Origin of the sequence: Bradyrhizobium sp. NP1, assembly GCF_030378205.1 — a bacterium.
Classification (GTDB): Bacteria; Pseudomonadota; Alphaproteobacteria; order Rhizobiales; family Xanthobacteraceae; genus Bradyrhizobium.
Map to the genome: position 1 here is coordinate 1,332,304 of NZ_CP127385.1, position 15,461 is coordinate 1,347,764.

Consider the following 15,461-nt stretch of genomic DNA (forward strand, 5'->3'; position numbering starts at 1 on the left):
CTATTCCTTGCGCTGGCCGGAGAGCTCCACGACCTTGCGCCAGCGCTCGGTTTCGCCCGCCAGCATCGTGCCGAACGCGGCGGCATCGCCATGCAGCGCCACCGCGCCGAGCTCGGCCACACGGCGGTCGATCGTGGCATCGGCGAGCGCGGCGTTGATCTCGCGGTTCAGGAGATCGACGATGTCGCGCGAGGTGTCATGCGGCGCGCCGACACCGTAGAACGAGCTCGTCTCATAGCCCGCCAGCACGTCTGCGATCGGCGGCACGTCGGGCAGGATCGCGGAGCGCTCGCGCGTGGTCACGCCGAGCGCGCGCAGCTTGCCGGCGCGTACCAGCTCGAACGACGACGTGACGTTGTCGAACATGCCCTGGATCTGGCCGCTCATCACGTCGGTCAGGCCCGGCGCCGAGCCGCGATAGGGCACATGGGTGAACTGCACGCCCGCCATCGCCTTGAACAACTCGCCGGACAGATGCAGCGAGGTGCCGATCCCTGACGAGGCGATCGAGAGCCTGTTCGGGTTGGCCCTGGCGTAGGCGATGAATTCCTTGAGGTTCTGTACCGGCAGGTCGTTGTTGACGACCAGCACCAGCGGGATGCGCGCCACGCCCGCGACCGGCGCGATGCCCTTGGCGAAGTCGAACGGAAGCTGCGGATCAAAGGAGGCGTTGATCGCGTTCGCGGTCGAGGTCAGGAGCAGCGTGTAGCCGTCCGGCGGCGAGGCGATCACCGCCTGCGTCCCGATATTGCTGCCCGCGCCGGGCTTGTTCTCCACCACGAAGGGCTGCTCCAGCCGCTCCGACAGGCGCTGGCAGAGCAGGCGGGAGAGCACGTCGGTGGCGCCGCCGGCCGCGTAAGGGACGACCCAGCGCACGGGATGCGTGGGGTAGGAAAGGCTGGCCCGCGCGAACGGGATGCGAGCGCCGACCAGCGCCGCGCCGGTCAGGGCTGCCGAGCGAAGCAGGGTGCGCCTGCTGATCATGGCGGATCTCCATCCAGGATGCGGCCGGTATCGCAGACAGGAGTCTCGTGCGCACGGCCTTCCCGCGATCGTGGTAAAGCGATCGTGGTCCGATTCCGACATCTATGCTTTGGGCGTGCTTAAGCACGGGAACAGGCCACGCGTCTTTAACCGTTCCGGTTAACGCCTGGTCAGGTGAAGCGGCCTATACAGGGCCGCATGCAGTCAGCCACCAAAGCCATCGACCGAGCCGCGAACGCGCCTTCGCGCGGAAAGCCGTCGGCGGCGAAGAGCTGGCTGAAGGCGATCGAATTCACCGCGCGCTTCGAGGCTGGTCCGTCGCGCCTGTTCTCCGACATCGTCGCGGAATGGGCGCAGCGCCAGCCGGATCGCCCGGCGCTGATTTCCGATGGCGAGACATTCGACTACCGGACGCTGGCGGCGCGGGTCAATCAATATGCCCGCTGGGCGCTCTCGCTCGGCATCAAGCGCGGCGGCACGGTTTGCCTGATCATGCCGAGCCGGCCCGACTATGTCGCCGCCTGGCTCGGCATCAGCCGGATTGGCGGCGTGGTGGCGCTGATCAACACCCGGCTGGTCGGCCCGTCGCTGGCGCATTGCATCAACGTCGCGAACGCCGATCATGTCATCGTCGATCGCGACCTCCTCGACACCTTGGAGATGGCGCGGCCGCACCTGGCCCGCGCGCCGAGCGTCTGGATCCATGGTGGTGAGCGCTCGATCGAGCCCGCGCTCGCCATGCTGGACGGCGGCGCATTGTCGGCGTCCGAGCGCGGCGATGTCACCATCAACGATCGCGCGCTCCTGATCTATACCTCGGGCACGACGGGCCTGCCGAAGGCGGCCAGCGTCAGTCACCGCCGCATCCTGAACTGGGGTGGCTGGTTTGCCGGCCTGACCGATGCGTCACCGGACGATCGCCTGTACGACTGCCTGCCGCTCTGCCACTCCGTCGGTGGCGTGGTCGCGCCCTGCAGCATGCTGTTCGCGGGTGCTTCCGTCGTGCTCGCGGATCGCTTTTCGGCCAGCCGCTTCTGGCAGGACATCGCGCGCTTCGACTGCACGCTGTTTCAGTATATCGGCGAGCTCTGCCGCTATCTCCTGAAGGCGCCGCCGTCCGAATACGACACGCGGCACAAGCTGCGGCTCGCCTGCGGCAACGGCCTGCGCGGCGACATCTGGGAAGCCTTCCAGGCGCGCTTTGCGATCCCGCGCATCCTCGAATTCTATGCTGCGACCGAAGGCAATTTCTCGCTCTACAATGTCGAGGGCAAGGTCGGCGCGATCGGCCGGATTCCGGCGCTGCTGGCGCATCGTTTCCCGGCCGCCATCATCAAGGTCGATCCCGTCCGCGGCGTTCCGCTGCGCGACGCGGACGGCCTGTGCATCGCTTGCGCCCGCGGCGAGGTCGGCGAGGCCATAGGGCGCATCGGCACGGCGGACGAAGGCGGCGGCCGCTTCGAAGGCTATACGGACGCGGCCGAGACCGACAAGAAGATCCTCCGCGACGTGCAGGCGAAGGGCGACGCCTGGTTTCGCACCGGGGATCTGATGCGGCTCGACGAGCAGGGCTTCTTCCATTTCGTCGACCGCGTCGGCGACACCTTCCGCTGGAAGGGCGAGAATGTCGCGACATCGGAAGTGACCGACGCGATCCGTGATTGTCCGGGTGTCGTCGACGCCACCGTCTATGGTGTGTCGGTGCCGGGCACCGACGGCCGCGCCGGCATGGCTGCCATCGTCATCGACGATCGCTTCGATCTCGGCGCGCTGCCCGGCCACCTGTCGCGGCGCCTGCCTGACTATGCGCATCCGTTGCTTGTGCGGATCAGCGATGAGCTCGATGCCACCGAAACCTTCAAGCAGAAGAAGCACCAGCTCGCGCGCGAGGGATTCGATCTGCGCGCGATCGGCGATGCCATGTTCTTCCGCGACCCGGAAACGGGCGCCTATCGTCCGATCGACGCGGCAGCCCACAAGCGCATCGTCGACGGCGCGATCCGGTTCTGAGCGACGCATTTGGATGCAATATTCATCATTGCTGCGCGATCGCGCCAAGACTGCGTTTACCACGGGCCGGGAAAGATCGTCGCGAGGGCGGCCGCCTTTCACCTTTGCGCGGTATGATCGGCGTCTGCAATTTGACGAGAAAGCGAGCTATTTTCATGTCAACAAGGTTAAAGATTTTCGCGGCGATGAAGCAGATTGCCGACGAGCAGCAGATCACGCTGCCGCCGCTTGCGGACGATCTCTCGCTGCATGAAACAGGCTTCGATTCGCTTGCCTTCGCGATCCTGGTGGCGCGGCTCGAGGACGATCTCGGCTTCGATCCGTTTACCATCTCCGATGATGCGGCGTTCCCCCTGACGGTCGGCGATTTCGTCCGGGCCTATGAAAATGTCCCCGCGTGAGGTCTTCGCGCTTCGCGACTATCTCAGGCCGCAGCTGAAGGGGCGCGCGCTCTCGGATGCGCGGCACATGGTGTCGCTCACCGACAGCCTGGCGCAGAGCTGCCTTTCGGGTCGCGCCCGCGAGCTCGCGGGCCGCGCGGTGCTGCTCGCCGTCTCTGACCAGTTGATCTCGGGCGTCGCCATGACCGAGATCGATGGCGTGGCGCGCCGCATGTTGCTGTGCCCGCCCGACCTCAATGCCGCCCATCTCGATGCCCTGATTGCCGACGCCGAGATCGACGCTGTGGTGACCGACCAGCCCGAGCGCTGGGCGGGCCAGTTGATCGGCCTGGTGCTGACGGCGAGCCTCCCCGTTCCGGTTTCGGGCACGCCAGGGGCGGAACGCGCCACCGAATGGCTGATGCTGACCTCGGGCACATCGGGCGTGCCGAAGATCGTCGGCCATACCCTGGAAGGGCTGTGCGGGGCGATCGCGGCCGAAGGTCCGGCACGCGGGACGCCGCCGGTGTGGGCGACCTTCTACGACATTCGCCGCTATGGCGGCCTGCAGATCTTCCTGCGCGCGATCCTCAGTGGCGGCTCGATGGTGCTGTCGCAGCCGGGCGAGGCGCTCGCCGATCACGTCGCGCGCCTGAACGCGCGCGGTGTCACCCACATTTCCGGCACGCCGTCGCATTGGCGCAAGCTCCTGATGAGCGGCTCTGCGTCCGGCTTCTCGCCGCGCTATGTCCGCCTGTCCGGCGAGATCGCCGACCAGGCGGTGCTTGACGGCCTGCGACAGGCGTTTCCGGCAAGCTCGATCGGCCACGCCTATGCCTCGACCGAGGCCGGCGTCGGCTTTGCGGTCGATGACGGCCGCGAAGGTTTTCCCGCCGACATGATCGGCGAGAGCCGCGGTGGAGTCGCGATGAAGGTCGTGGACGGCTCGCTGCGCATCCGCTCCAGGCGGACCGCACATGCCTATATCGGCCGCAACGCCGCCGCGCTCACCGACGCCGACGGTTTCGTCGACACCGGCGACATGGTCGAGCAGCGCGGCGATCGTTACTATTTCGTCGGCCGCCGCGGCGGCATCATCAATATCGGCGGGCTGAAGGTCCATCCCGAGGAGATCGAGGCGGTCATCAACCGCCACCCCGACGTGCGGATGTCGCGCGCGCGCTCGCGCAAGAGCCCGATCACCGGTGCCGTCGTGGTCGCCGACGTCATCCTCGCGCAAGCAAGCGACGCCGCCCGCGCCAGGCAGATCAGCGACGACATCCTCGCCTCCTGCCGCGCTGCGCTCGCGCCGCACAAGGTGCCGGCCGTGATCCGATTCGTCGAATCGCTCGACGTGACGCCGGCCGGAAAACTGGCGCGATCCAATGCGTAACGTCGTCGTCACCGGCGGCAGCCGCGGCATCGGGCTTGCGATCGCGCAACGCCTCGCGCGTGCCGGCTACAACGTGATCGCGGTCGCGCGGCGCGAGAGCGAGGAGCTGCGCCAGGCGATTGCCGCGACAAAGGCGGAAGGGGCGGGCGGGCTGCATTTCCGCGCCTGCGATCTCGCCGACATCGACGGCATCCCGGCCTTCGCGAAAAGCCTGCGCGATGCCTTCGGGTCGATCTACGGTCTCGTCAACAATGCCGGCACCGGGCCCGAGGGCCTGCTCGCCACCATGCACAATTCCGAGATCGAGGCGGTGATCCGCCTCAACGTGCTGTCGCCGGTAGTGCTGACCAAATATGTCGTGCGCCACATGATGGCGGACGGCGAGGGGCGCATCATCAACATCTCCTCGATCATCGGCTCGACCGGCTATAACGGGCTTTCGGTTTATGGCGCGACCAAGGCCGCGGCCAACGGCTTCACCCGCTCGCTGGCGCGCGAGGTCGGCAAGCTCGGCATCACCGTGAACGCCATTGCGCCCGGCTTCATCGACACGGAACTGACACAAAGCCTGTCGGACGAGCAGAGGAAGCGCATCGCCGGCCGTAGCGCGCTGCGCCGCCTGCCGGAGGCAGATGACGTCGCCCGCATGGTCGAATTCCTGTTCGGCGAGGGCGGCCGCAACGTCACCGGCAGCGTGCTCACGGTGGACGCCGGCAACACGGCGTAATTCCGGCATCGATCGGTTGAGTCCGGCCGCGAAGTGTGAAATGCAGGGCGCGGCAGTGGAGTGGATTTGATATTCGCGACCCGGACAACCGCGGACTCGCAACGCGAATATCAAATCAAGACTCCACTCGAAGCTTATAATTCGTCAGTGCTCCCTTGATTCCAGCATTCGCAAACATACCCGCCGGGACGGGATGCGAATACTGGAATCGGACCACTGGTTCAGGGGCGTCCGATGCGCTTTCTACAGACCTTCCAGCTCCAGGACTTCCTCGACACGTTTCTCAGCCTGTTCACGGCGTTCGTGCTCGGCACCCTGATCGGTGTCGAGCGGCAGTACCGCCAGCGCAGCGCCGGCCTGCGGACCAACGTGCTGGTGGCGGTCGGCGCCGCCGCCTTCGTCGACCTCGCCTACCACCTGGCGAGCGCCGACGGCGCCGTGCGTGTCATCGCCTATGTCGTGTCCGGCATCGGCTTTCTCGGCGCCGGCGCGATCATGAAGGAGGGCACCAACGTCCGCGGCCTCAATACCGCGGCGACGCTGTGGGCGTCGGCGGCCGTCGGTGCCTGCGCGGGCGCCGACATGGTGGCGCAGTCGGCGCTGCTCACGCTGTTCGTGCTCGCCGGCAACACGCTGTTGCGGCCGCTGGTCAATGCCATCGACCGCATCCCGCTGAACGCGCATGTGTCCGAGGCGCATTACGAGGTGTCGGTGACGACCGATCCGGACCGGGCGGCCGACGTCCGCGACGTGCTGACCGAGCGGCTCGAGGCGGCGAGCTACCCGGTCCGTGAGACCAAGGTCGTCCACCGCTCCGACGACCATGTCGAGATCACAGCGACGCTGGTCAGCCAGGCCGCCGATCCGGCCGAACTCGACACCGTGATCGCGGAGCTCACCAAAGATCCCGGCGTCAGCCACGCCACCTGGAATGTCAGCGCGCTGGAGTGACGCTGGACGAGCGCGTCAATGCCCGCCGGACGCATAGATCTGGTAGGAAGTGACGATGATCTCGAAAGCGATCAGGATCACGACGATGATTTCGAGCCGCAGCGAGCGCTTGGTGTCGATGATGTCGGAGAGCGTGGTCGCGGTTTCCGCGACCACCTGCAGCTTGCGGGTCAGCGTCTCGAACCGTTCGCTGAGCTCGTATTCGTCCTCCAGCCGCGCATAGAGCCGCTCCAGATCGGGCCGGTCCCACAGCACGTCCGGCTTCTCGCTGACGGCAACGCGTCCGGAGACCCGGTGCTGCACCAACAGGGCATTGCCCATCAGCTTGAGCAGGCTGGAACGGTTGCGCGAGGTCTTGCCGAAATTCGCAAGCTCCCGCGCGAACGGCTCGATGGTGTCGAACACGTTGGCGACCTCGCGCTCGTCGCGGCCGAGCACGACGCTCTTGGCGAGCGCGTCGGCCACGATCAGCATCCGCTCCAGCGAGAATTCGCGCACCTGGATCGGCCCGCCGACCGGTATCGGCTCGTCGCCCTCCTTGGCGATCTGGATCTTGGCCCATTCCTCCTCGTAGGGTGAAATCTTGCCGTAGGTGCGAAGCTGCAGCTTTTCCAGAAACGCGGCCTCTTCCGCAGCCGACAGCCCGATCAGGACCGCGACGCCGTAGCGAAACACCACCGCCATTCCGTTCGATCCGACCTTCACCGCAAGCGGAGCATTCGACAGCACCTGGCCCTCGAAGCCGGCCGTGTTGATACGATCGCCGATCAGGAGCGCGTGGGCGGTCGTTTGCTGGGCGGCGGTTGGATTCGAGTTCACCATTCCTGCCTTTTGATCTGGTGGCGCGCAGTCGTTCCCAGTTCGTGCATTCGCGGCGACTAGTGCGGTGAATTTGAAGTTCCTGTCAGTTTCGCAGTTGGGCCGGGCACAGCAACTTCAAATTCAAAACCGCGCTAGAATCATAAGTTTGCTAGTGCTCCTCTGATTCCGAAGTTCGCAATCGAGTATGCCGCAGAATGATGCGAACTTCGGAATCGGAACACCGGGTCTCAACCCGGTTGAGCCGTGCGCTGTCCGGCTTCCCGTTCAGCCTTTGCTTTGCGCCGAACGGGAAATGAAGTCCTCCAGCCGGGTTGCAAAATAGACCGGCGTCTCCTGCATCGGATAGTGTCCGCAATTGCCGATCTTCTCGATTTCAGCATGGGGATAGAGCGGCGGGTAGACGTTGCGCACCAGATCCTCGCTGACGCCGTTGTCGAATTCACCATATAGCACGAGCATCGGCGCCTTGACCCTGGCGGCGTCGGCCGCAAAGTCGTCCTTGATGAAAGAGCGCATATAGCTCTTGAACGCGTCGCGGTCTGCCGTGTCGCGCGCCCGCCGCAGCATCATTCCAGCCACCTCCTGGAAACACGATTGCCGAGCGAGTCCCCCATCAGTGTCAATGCAACCTCGTCCTGCTCGCAGGCAGCGGCAAAGAATCCGAACACGGCATCGTCGAACGGCAGGGCGGACGCCGGAACCGGAGTGACCGCTACGACGGACCGCACACGCTGCGGCGCGTCCATCGCCACCTTCTGCGCCGCCTTGCCTCCCATCGAATGGCCGACAACGTGAAACTCCCGCCATCCGAGCCGGTCGGCCAGCGCAATGGCGTCCGCCGCTACTTCCGCGATGTCGTGCCGGCCGGCAATATCGCGCGAGTTGCCGTAGCCTCGGATATCAGGGAAGGCGTAGGTGTAGTTGACGGCATCGATACAATCGAAGATCGGTGTGAACACGCGATGGTCCCAGAACCATCCGTGGATGACCATGACTTTTGTCGGGCCATCGCCAATTGCTCGGTGCCAGATCATTTTTCCCCCTGATGTCTATCGCCGGCTCGGCAGCATCTTGATCGAGGCCGGCTATTTTTTGTCGAAGGCCGTGAACACCTCCCTGCAGGCCGCCACCCCGTTGATGGCCGCGGCGACGCCGACATAAGGCACGAGCTGCATCATGATTCCGACGAGCTCCTCCCGCGTGACGCCGCAGCGCAGCGCTCCGCCGATATGGGTCCGCAACTGTGGCGCAGCCGTTCCGAGCGTCGCCAGGGCGGCAACGGTGACGATCTGCCGCGTCCGCGAATCCAGCACCGGGTCCTGGTAGATTTCTCCGTAGATCGTTTCGAGCACATAGGTCGCGAGTTGCGGGGCCACGTCGCCGAGCGACCGTTCGACCTGGTCCGGCGTCTGCCCGAGGATTTCACCAATTTTCTGCGCGCCGCGGGCGCGCCGCTCCGGGTCTGATTGCATTGTGGCTTCCTTTCACCGGTCGCGTTAGAGTGAACGTGCAGCCGGCCTGCCTCCGCTGGGACTTTCCAAGCTGTAGGGCCGACGTCCGAGGGCGTCAACAAGCCCGGGATGAACCGCAGGCGAGGAGAAGCATGTTCGGTCGTTGCCTTCGAATGTCCACGCTTTGCATCGGCATCGTCATGGTTGCGGCGGCGGGCACGGCCTCCGCACAGATCTATCCCGCGCAGCCGGTCAAGATCGTGATCGGGTTCGGGCCCGGTTCGGCCGCCGATATCCTGGCCCGGCTTGTCGGCAAGCAGATGGAGGTCGGTCTTGGTCAGCCGGTCATTGTCGAAAACCGCCCGGGCAACAGCAGCATGATTGCGGCGGAAGCGGTGGCGCGGGCGCCCGCCGATGGCTACACGCTTTTCATGGCGACGATCGCCAACACGCTCAATCCCGCAGAGACGAAATCGAACTTCAACCTTGGGCGCGACCTGGCGCCGATCGCCCTGCTCGGCACCGTTCCGAATGTGCTGGTGGCGCATCCCTCGGTCCCGGCCAATAATTTGCGGGAGCTGATCGCGCTGGCGAAAAGCAAGCCCGATTCCCTGACCTTCGGCTCTTCCGGATATGCGACGGCAAGCTACATGGCGGCCGAGCTGTTCAACGCCAAGGCGGGCACCAAGATCGTGTCGGTCCCGTATCAGGGCGGAAGCAATCAGGCGCTGTCGGACCTGCTCTCGGGCCGCATCACGCTGATGTTCAATGTGGCCGCGACCCTGGCCCCGCATGTCGAGGCGGGCAAGCTGAAGGCGTTCGCTGTCGCGCAGTCAAAGCGCGCGCTGAGCATGCCGGACGTTCCGACGCTCGCCGAAGCGGGAATGGAAGGATTTGATGCGGGCATCTGGATCGGACTTCTCGCTCCATCCGGGACGCCGCCGGCGATCATCGAGAAGCTCTCGACGGCCGCGAACGATGCGTTGAACGCCGAAGGGGTGCGTGCGGCGCTGCGGCAACAGGGAACGGACCCGGTTGGCGGCACGCCGAAGGAATTCGCCGATTTCATCCGCGCCGATATCGAAAAATGGGTGGCGGTTCTCGCATTGCCGGCGGCCGGAAAATGACAGCCGGCGCGAACCTGAGTTGAAGCCGGCCATATCTCCTCGACCGTGCCCGATCCGGACCATTCCGAAACCATGATCCCATCCGACCGCTCTGAACCATTCTACGGCCGCATCCCGGTGTTCCGCGGCTTTGCCAGCCTGATGGACCCGGCGCTGTATTCGGCCCTTCCGGACGACTGGACCGTCGGCGTCGCCGATATCGTGGACTCGACCGGGGCGATCGCGGCGAAGCGCTACAAGGCGGTCAACATGGCCGGCGCGGCGGTGATCGCGTCCGTCACCAATGCGCTTGGGGGCCGCGAATTTCCCTTCGTGTTCGGCGGCGACGGCGCGAGCTTCGCGGTGGCGCCCTCAGATCTTTCCGCGGCGCGCGAGGCGCTGGCGGCAACCGCGCGCTGGGTCGCCGATGATCTCGATCTCGTCATGCGTGTGGCGCTGGTGCCGATCGCCGCGATCCGCGCGCAGCGGCTTGACGTGCGCGTCGCGCGCTTCGGCCCGTCCGCCAATTTGTCCTACGCGATGTTCTCCGGCGGCGGGCTGGGCTGGGCGGAGGCCGCGATGAAGCGCGGTGAATTCGCGGTCGAGCCGGCCGCCCCGGGCACGCAGCCGGATCTTTCCGGGCTGTCCTGCAGGTTCGAGGAAATGCCGGCGACGCGCGGCCTCATTCTCTCGGTTCTGGTGGTGCCGGCGCGCGGCGCCGATCCGGCCGACTTCCGCAAGGCGATCGAGGACGTCGTCACGCTCGTCGAGCGCAGCCCGGATGCGGGACGGCCGGTGCCTGCGGGCGGCCCGCCGCTGAAATGGCCGCCGCAGGGTATCGACTACGAGGCACGCGCGGCGCGCGGTGGATCGCTCTTCAGGCGTCGCGCCGTCGTGCTCGCCGTCACGCTGTGGGCCTATTTTGTGATGCGCTTCGGCATCACGGTCGGCCAGTTTGTGCCGAGGAATTACCTGCGGCAGCTGGTCGAGAATTCCGACTTTCGCAAATATGACGATGGCTTGCGCATGGTGCTGGACTGCACGGCAGAGCTCGAGCGCGCGCTGACGCAACGGCTCGAGGCCGCCGCATCGCGCGGCATCATCCGCTACGGCGTGCACCGACAGGACGCCGCGATGATGACCTGCTTCACGCCGTCGGTGATGCGCAGCGATCACGTGCATTTCATTGATGGCGCCCGCGGCGGCTATGCGTCCGCCGCGACCGCGCTGAAGGCGATGACGGCGTGATGCGGCCTGAAGCGCGATGGCTTTTCCGGGCGCTAGTGTGGCGGTTCAGAAGTCCGCACCATTGTCGCCGCGAGTTCGTCATGCGGACTTCTGAACCAAAGCCACACTAGATCAATAAGTTGCTAGTGTCCCTTCGATTCCGAAGTTCGCAAACGAGGGGCCGCGGAATGATGCGAACTTCGGAATCGGGACACTAGCGCTGGGCGCGGGTCCAGGTCTCGCCGCCGCAGAGTGCACCGACGCAGCCCTCGACCCGCAGCGTGTCAGGCCCGGTCACCGCAACATTGCTGGCATAGGTGTTGCCGTCATCGGCGTTATAGATCTGGCCTGACCAGCGGGCTGGACCGTTCGGTCGCATTTCGGAGAACAGCGGCAGCCCGATCATCGGCCGCCGGGCCAGAGCGGGATTCGGATTCTTGTCGTCAAGGGCGGGCTTTCCGGTGTTGGGATCGATCGGCTGCCGCAGCCACACCACGACGCCGCACAGGCCGCCGCCGCATTTGCTGACCTTCACCCGGGCGTCGCCCGCTTGCGTCAGCCAAATACCGTTCGCCTCGCCCGCTTCCTGCGCCTTCAGGGGCGCGACGAAAAGTGCCGCCGCGACGAGCGCAAAACCGAATCGAGAAATCATGAATCACCCCCAAAAGACGGCCGCTCTTAGCAAGAAATCAGCTTTGTGCAATGCCCACCTTGCAATGCCCACCTTGCGCAAGCCTGTCCCCTACCATGGCAAGCCATTGAGATCGATGACGCCCTTGAGCGGCAGGCGCCGCAATTCGTGGACATAGGGCGCAATGGCAACAAAACGCACGCGTCCCCCGGGTTGCTCGACATAAATTTCTCCGTCGAACGGTTTGAAGCCGCGCGCGACATAGAACGGCGCGTTGTGCGGCTCGCAGAACAGCAGCGCGAAATCGAGCGAGCGCTCGTCCTTGAGCGTCTGGATCGCCGCGCTCAGCGCCAGCGTCGCATAGCCGCGCCGCCGCGCATCCGCGCGCGTGGCGACGCCGCCAATGCCGCCGGCATGCATCTTGCGGCCATTCCAGGTGATGACACGCCGAAAAAGCCCGACATGGCAGACCACGCTGCCCTCCGCGTCGCGCACCAGCACGCGCAGGTCGGCATCGGCGAAGGTCACATCGCCCCAGGGAAGCTTCTTGAGGACATGCAGCGGCCACACCGCGTCGAACAGCGCCTCCGCCTCGGCCCAGCCTGCGTCCCCGTTGAGGACGTCGATTTCGATACTCATATGCTCTTCCGCTTAAGGATCGACACGCAATCGCCAAACCGTGATCGTCGCCGAAGCATCCCTTTCCCGGGGGCCAATAATGGGGTGTCTAAGGCCGATGGAACCTTCTATAAGGGGTCCCGTTAAGTCACGTCTTCCCACAAGTTGCGGACAAAATCCCATGACCTTTACGCTTCCCCCCCTGCCTTACGCCTATGACGCGCTTGCGCCCCATATGTCGAAGGAAACGCTGGAATACCATCACGACAAGCACCATCAGGCCTATGTGACCAATGGCAACAACGCGATCAAGGGGACCGAATTCGAAGGCAAGTCCCTCGAAGAGATCGTGAAGGGCTCGTTCAACAAGAACGCCGCCGTGTTCAACAATGCCGGCCAGCACTACAACCATCTCCATTTCTGGAAATGGATGAAGCCCAATGGCGGCGGCAGCAAGCTGCCCGGCCGGCTGGAGAAGAAGATCAACGAGGACCTCGGCGGCTTCGAGAAGTTCAAGACCGACTTCGCCGCCGCGGGCGTCGGCCAGTTCGGCTCCGGCTGGTGCTGGCTGTCGGTCAAGAACGGCAAGCTCGAAATCTCCAAGACGCCGAACGGCGAGAATCCGCTGGTGCACGGCGGCACCCCGATCCTCGGCTGCGACGTCTGGGAGCACTCCTACTACATCGACTATCGCAATCGCCGTCCGGACTACCTGAAGGCGTTCGTCGATAGTCTCGTGAACTGGGAATATGTCGACGAGCTGTTCGGCAAGGCCTGAGTTCGGCGCTTTCGTCATCGCGAGGCGCGCGAGCCTTCCGCCGCGATGACCACGGTCGTTCGAGAATGATGGGGCGGCAGCGATCGACGCTGCCGCCCTTTTCGCGCCGACGGGGCTGACCGGGCGGTCCGTGCATGGGCCTCCATGGCCATCGCATAGGGTTGGCCGCGCTTGTGTTTGCATCGCCCTTCTGCCGCGACTAAGCAGGTTGCGTGCCCCGCCACATCCGACCTGACCCTTGTCCGAACCATCGTTGACAGACCGCCCGGCCGCCGAAGAGGAGCCGCGTCCTGGCCACGCGCGCAAGCCCGTCGGCTGGTCGATGATCACCATCCTGGTGCTGGTCGTCGTCAGCGCGGCGCTGGTCTGGCGCCGCGACGGCATGGCGGGCGTGCTCGACATCCTCACCCATGATCTTGCGTTGTTCGGCGGCATCCTGCCGCGCGTGCTCGCCGGCTGCCTGCTCGGGGCCTTCATCGCGGAAATCCTGCCGCATGAGAAGGTGTCGCGGTCGCTCGGGCCGAGCTCCGGGCTGAAAGGGCTTCTGATCGGTACCGCGTTCGGGGCGATCCTGCCGGGCGGGCCGTTCACCGCCTATCCGGTGGCGAGCGCGCTGCTCGCGGTCGGCGCCGATTTCGGCGCCACCATCGCCATGGTCGTGAGCTGGACCCTGATCGGCTATGGCCGCGCGGTTGCCTGGGAATTGCCGATCATGGGCACCGACTTCACGCTGTGGCGGATCGTGATCTCGCTGCCGCTGCCGGTGCTCGCCGGCGCGCTGGGACGCTTCGTCTATGTCCGCCTCTATCCGAAGGGGGGCAGCGAATGAGCGCGGCGCTCCTGATCGACATCCTTTTGTGGGGTTCGGCCCTGGCGGTGGGCTTCATCGCCTACCGGCAGGGGCCTTCGGTGCTGAAGGCCTCGACGCGCGAAGGCGCGATGGATTTCATCAACATCGTGCCGCGGATCGCGCTCGGCGTGATCGGCTCCGGCTATATCGCGGCCGTGATCCCGCAGGAGATCATCACCGGCTGGCTCGGCCCGGACAGCGGCTGGCTTGGCGTGCTGACGGCGGTGCTGGCCGGCGCGGCCACGCCCGGCGGGCCGGTGGTCGGCTTTTCCATCGGCGCGGTGGCGCTGAAGGCCGGCGGCGGCCCGCCGCAGGTAATCGCCTATGTGGTGGCGTGGGCGCTGTTCGCCTTCCAGCGCGTGCTGCTCTGGGAAATCCCCTTCATGCCGGCGAAATTCGTCTGGTTTCGCGCCGCGGTCTCGCTGCCGTTTCCGTTTGTCGCGGCGGCGATCGCCATGGCGATCGGGAAGCCCTGATCAGCCCCTGAGGTAGACTTGGGTAATGTTATATTATAACGTTTCCTCATGGTTCCACCCGACGTCCAAGCCCATCCCGCCGAGCACCGGCATGGCCAGTCTCACGGGCATTCGCACGCCCATGGCCACCCCCATGCGCATGCCCATGGGCATTCGCATGGCCCGTCCTCGCCGCATCCCGCGCAGGCCGCGCCGTGGTCGATCCTGCGCATGGCCGCCGTCTCGCGGCTGGCCGCGGCCGGCGTCGTCGCCGCGGCGCTATGGGCCATCGTCTGGCTCGCGATGAGGTAACGCCGTGACCGCACAGCTTGCCTTCCGCGACGTCACGCTCGGCTATGACCGCCATCCGGCGGTGCATCACTTGAGCGGCGAGGTCGCAACCGGCGCACTGCTCGCGGTGGTCGGGCCCAACGGCGCCGGCAAATCGACGCTGTTTCGCGGCATCGTCGGCATCCTCAAGCCGCTCGCGGGCGCGATCGGGCTGGGCGGGCTCGACGCGCGCGACATCGCCTATCTGCCGCAGATCGCCGACATCGACCGCAGCTTCCCGATCTCGGTGTTCGATTTCGTCGGCACCGGCCTGTGGCGCGCCTGCGGCATTTTCGGCGGCATCGGCAAGGCGCAGCGCGCGAGGATCGCCGATGCGCTCGCCGCAGTCGGCCTCACCGGTTTCGAGAACCGCGCCATCGGCACGCTGTCGGGCGGGCAGATGCAGCGCATGCTGTTCGCGCGCGTGCTGTTGCAGGATGCGCGGCTGATCGTGCTGGACGAGCCTTTCAATGCCATCGACGCCAAAACCTCGGCCGACCTGCTGGCGCTGACCAGGCGCTGGCATGCGGAGGGCCGCACCGTGCTTGCGGCCTTGCATGATATGGACCTGGTGCGCGGCAATTTTCCGCAGACGCTGCTGCTGGCGCGCGAGCCGGTGGCCTGGGGCGCCACGCCAGAGGTTCTGACCGCGGAGAACCTCGCCGAGGCGCGTCGGATGTGCGAGGCGTTCGACGACGCTGCCGCTGCCTGTGTCGACGACCCTGCGCGCTCGCGCGCCGCCTGATGG

19 protein-coding genes are annotated in these 15,461 nt (G+C 65.8%); 12 read left to right on the forward strand and 7 right to left on the reverse strand.

Annotated features, from left to right (window positions below; all coding sequences use genetic code 11):
• Positions 1-984 (reverse strand): Bug family tripartite tricarboxylate transporter substrate binding protein, encoded by a 984-nt coding sequence (locus QOU61_RS06320; protein WP_289657257.1) that lies wholly within the window; start codon positions 982-984, stop codon positions 1-3.
• 198 nt (positions 985-1,182) lie between these two features.
• On the opposite strand from QOU61_RS06320, the gene QOU61_RS06325 reads away from it, so the two are divergent.
• The 5 genes from QOU61_RS06325 to QOU61_RS06345 all read left to right on the forward strand — a co-directional run bounded on the left by QOU61_RS06325 (position 1,183) and on the right by QOU61_RS06345 (position 6,445).
• A complete protein-coding gene (locus tag QOU61_RS06325; RefSeq protein WP_289657258.1) occupies positions 1,183-2,994 on the forward strand; it encodes a long-chain-acyl-CoA synthetase in 1,812 nt (603 codons plus the stop codon).
• A 155-nt stretch (positions 2,995-3,149) separates the two neighbouring features.
• Entirely contained in the window at positions 3,150-3,395 is a 246-nt protein-coding gene (locus tag QOU61_RS06330; RefSeq protein WP_289657259.1) for an acyl carrier protein, read from the forward strand.
• A complete protein-coding gene (locus QOU61_RS06335) occupies positions 3,382-4,767 on the forward strand; it encodes a class I adenylate-forming enzyme family protein (RefSeq protein WP_289657260.1) in 1,386 nt (461 codons plus the stop codon). Before QOU61_RS06330 ends, QOU61_RS06335 begins: the two co-directional genes overlap by 14 nt.
• A complete protein-coding gene (locus QOU61_RS06340) occupies positions 4,760-5,494 on the forward strand; it encodes an SDR family NAD(P)-dependent oxidoreductase (protein ID WP_289657261.1) in 735 nt (244 codons plus the stop codon). The genes QOU61_RS06335 and QOU61_RS06340 overlap by 8 nt, the downstream gene beginning before the upstream one ends.
• Before the next feature lie 234 nt (positions 5,495-5,728).
• Positions 5,729-6,445, forward strand: a complete 717-nt coding sequence (locus QOU61_RS06345) for an MgtC/SapB family protein (protein WP_289657262.1) — start codon at positions 5,729-5,731, stop codon at positions 6,443-6,445.
• A gap of 15 nt (positions 6,446-6,460) precedes the next feature.
• On the opposite strand, the gene QOU61_RS06350 is transcribed toward QOU61_RS06345, so the two are convergent.
• The 4 genes from QOU61_RS06350 to QOU61_RS06365 all read right to left on the reverse strand — a co-directional run bounded on the left by QOU61_RS06350 (position 6,461) and on the right by QOU61_RS06365 (position 8,739).
• Complete coding sequence (locus QOU61_RS06350; protein ID WP_502876891.1) at positions 6,461-7,267, reverse strand: RMD1 family protein; 807 nt, start codon at positions 7,265-7,267, stop codon at positions 6,461-6,463.
• A gap of 264 nt (positions 7,268-7,531) precedes the next feature.
• Complete coding sequence (locus QOU61_RS06355) at positions 7,532-7,837, reverse strand: alpha/beta fold hydrolase (protein WP_289657264.1); 306 nt, start codon at positions 7,835-7,837, stop codon at positions 7,532-7,534.
• Positions 7,834-8,259, reverse strand: coding sequence for an alpha/beta fold hydrolase (locus tag QOU61_RS06360; RefSeq protein WP_289657265.1), 426 nt, complete (start codon positions 8,257-8,259; stop codon positions 7,834-7,836). Before QOU61_RS06360 ends, QOU61_RS06355 begins: the two co-directional genes overlap by 4 nt.
• A 93-nt stretch (positions 8,260-8,352) precedes the next feature.
• Positions 8,353-8,739, reverse strand: coding sequence for a carboxymuconolactone decarboxylase family protein (locus QOU61_RS06365; protein ID WP_289657266.1), 387 nt, complete (start codon positions 8,737-8,739; stop codon positions 8,353-8,355).
• Between the two features lie 152 nt (positions 8,740-8,891).
• Between QOU61_RS06365 and QOU61_RS06370 the strand changes: the two genes are divergently transcribed.
• On the forward strand, positions 8,892-9,845 hold the full coding sequence (locus tag QOU61_RS06370; RefSeq protein ID WP_289657267.1) for a tripartite tricarboxylate transporter substrate binding protein: 954 nt from the start codon (positions 8,892-8,894) through the stop codon (positions 9,843-9,845).
• A 72-nt stretch (positions 9,846-9,917) separates the two neighbouring features.
• Positions 9,918-11,072: a DUF3095 domain-containing protein gene (locus QOU61_RS06375; RefSeq protein WP_289657268.1), complete on the forward strand. Its 1,155-nt coding sequence runs from the start codon at positions 9,918-9,920 to the stop codon at positions 11,070-11,072.
• A gap of 193 nt (positions 11,073-11,265) precedes the next feature.
• On the opposite strand, the gene QOU61_RS06380 is transcribed toward QOU61_RS06375, so the two are convergent.
• Both QOU61_RS06380 and QOU61_RS06385 read right to left on the reverse strand, forming a co-directional pair.
• Entirely contained in the window at positions 11,266-11,703 is a 438-nt protein-coding gene (locus QOU61_RS06380; RefSeq protein WP_289657269.1) for a DUF2147 domain-containing protein, read from the reverse strand.
• A gap of 90 nt (positions 11,704-11,793) precedes the next feature.
• Positions 11,794-12,321 carry a GNAT family N-acetyltransferase gene (locus tag QOU61_RS06385; protein WP_289657270.1) on the reverse strand — a complete coding sequence of 176 codons (528 nt, stop codon included), beginning with the start codon at positions 12,319-12,321 and terminating at the stop codon, positions 11,794-11,796.
• Between the two features lie 160 nt (positions 12,322-12,481).
• On the opposite strand from QOU61_RS06385, the gene QOU61_RS06390 reads away from it, so the two are divergent.
• The 5 genes from QOU61_RS06390 (at position 12,482) to QOU61_RS06410 (ending at position 15,458) form a co-directional block, all read left to right on the forward strand.
• Positions 12,482-13,078, forward strand: coding sequence for a superoxide dismutase (locus tag QOU61_RS06390; protein WP_289657271.1), 597 nt, complete (start codon positions 12,482-12,484; stop codon positions 13,076-13,078).
• A 238-nt stretch (positions 13,079-13,316) separates the two neighbouring features.
• On the forward strand, positions 13,317-13,907 hold the full coding sequence (locus tag QOU61_RS06395) for a permease (RefSeq protein WP_289657272.1): 591 nt from the start codon (positions 13,317-13,319) through the stop codon (positions 13,905-13,907).
• Complete coding sequence (locus QOU61_RS06400; RefSeq protein ID WP_289657273.1) at positions 13,904-14,404, forward strand: hypothetical protein; 501 nt, start codon at positions 13,904-13,906, stop codon at positions 14,402-14,404. Before QOU61_RS06395 ends, QOU61_RS06400 begins: the two co-directional genes overlap by 4 nt.
• A 48-nt stretch (positions 14,405-14,452) precedes the next feature.
• The gene (locus QOU61_RS06405) at positions 14,453-14,695 is read left to right on the forward strand and encodes a hypothetical protein (protein WP_289657274.1); all 243 of its coding nucleotides are present in this window, start codon (positions 14,453-14,455) and stop codon (positions 14,693-14,695) included.
• Between the two features lie 4 nt (positions 14,696-14,699).
• Positions 14,700-15,458, forward strand: coding sequence for a metal ABC transporter ATP-binding protein (locus QOU61_RS06410; RefSeq protein ID WP_289657275.1), 759 nt, complete (start codon positions 14,700-14,702; stop codon positions 15,456-15,458).
• Positions 15,459-15,461: the final 3 nt, after the last annotated feature.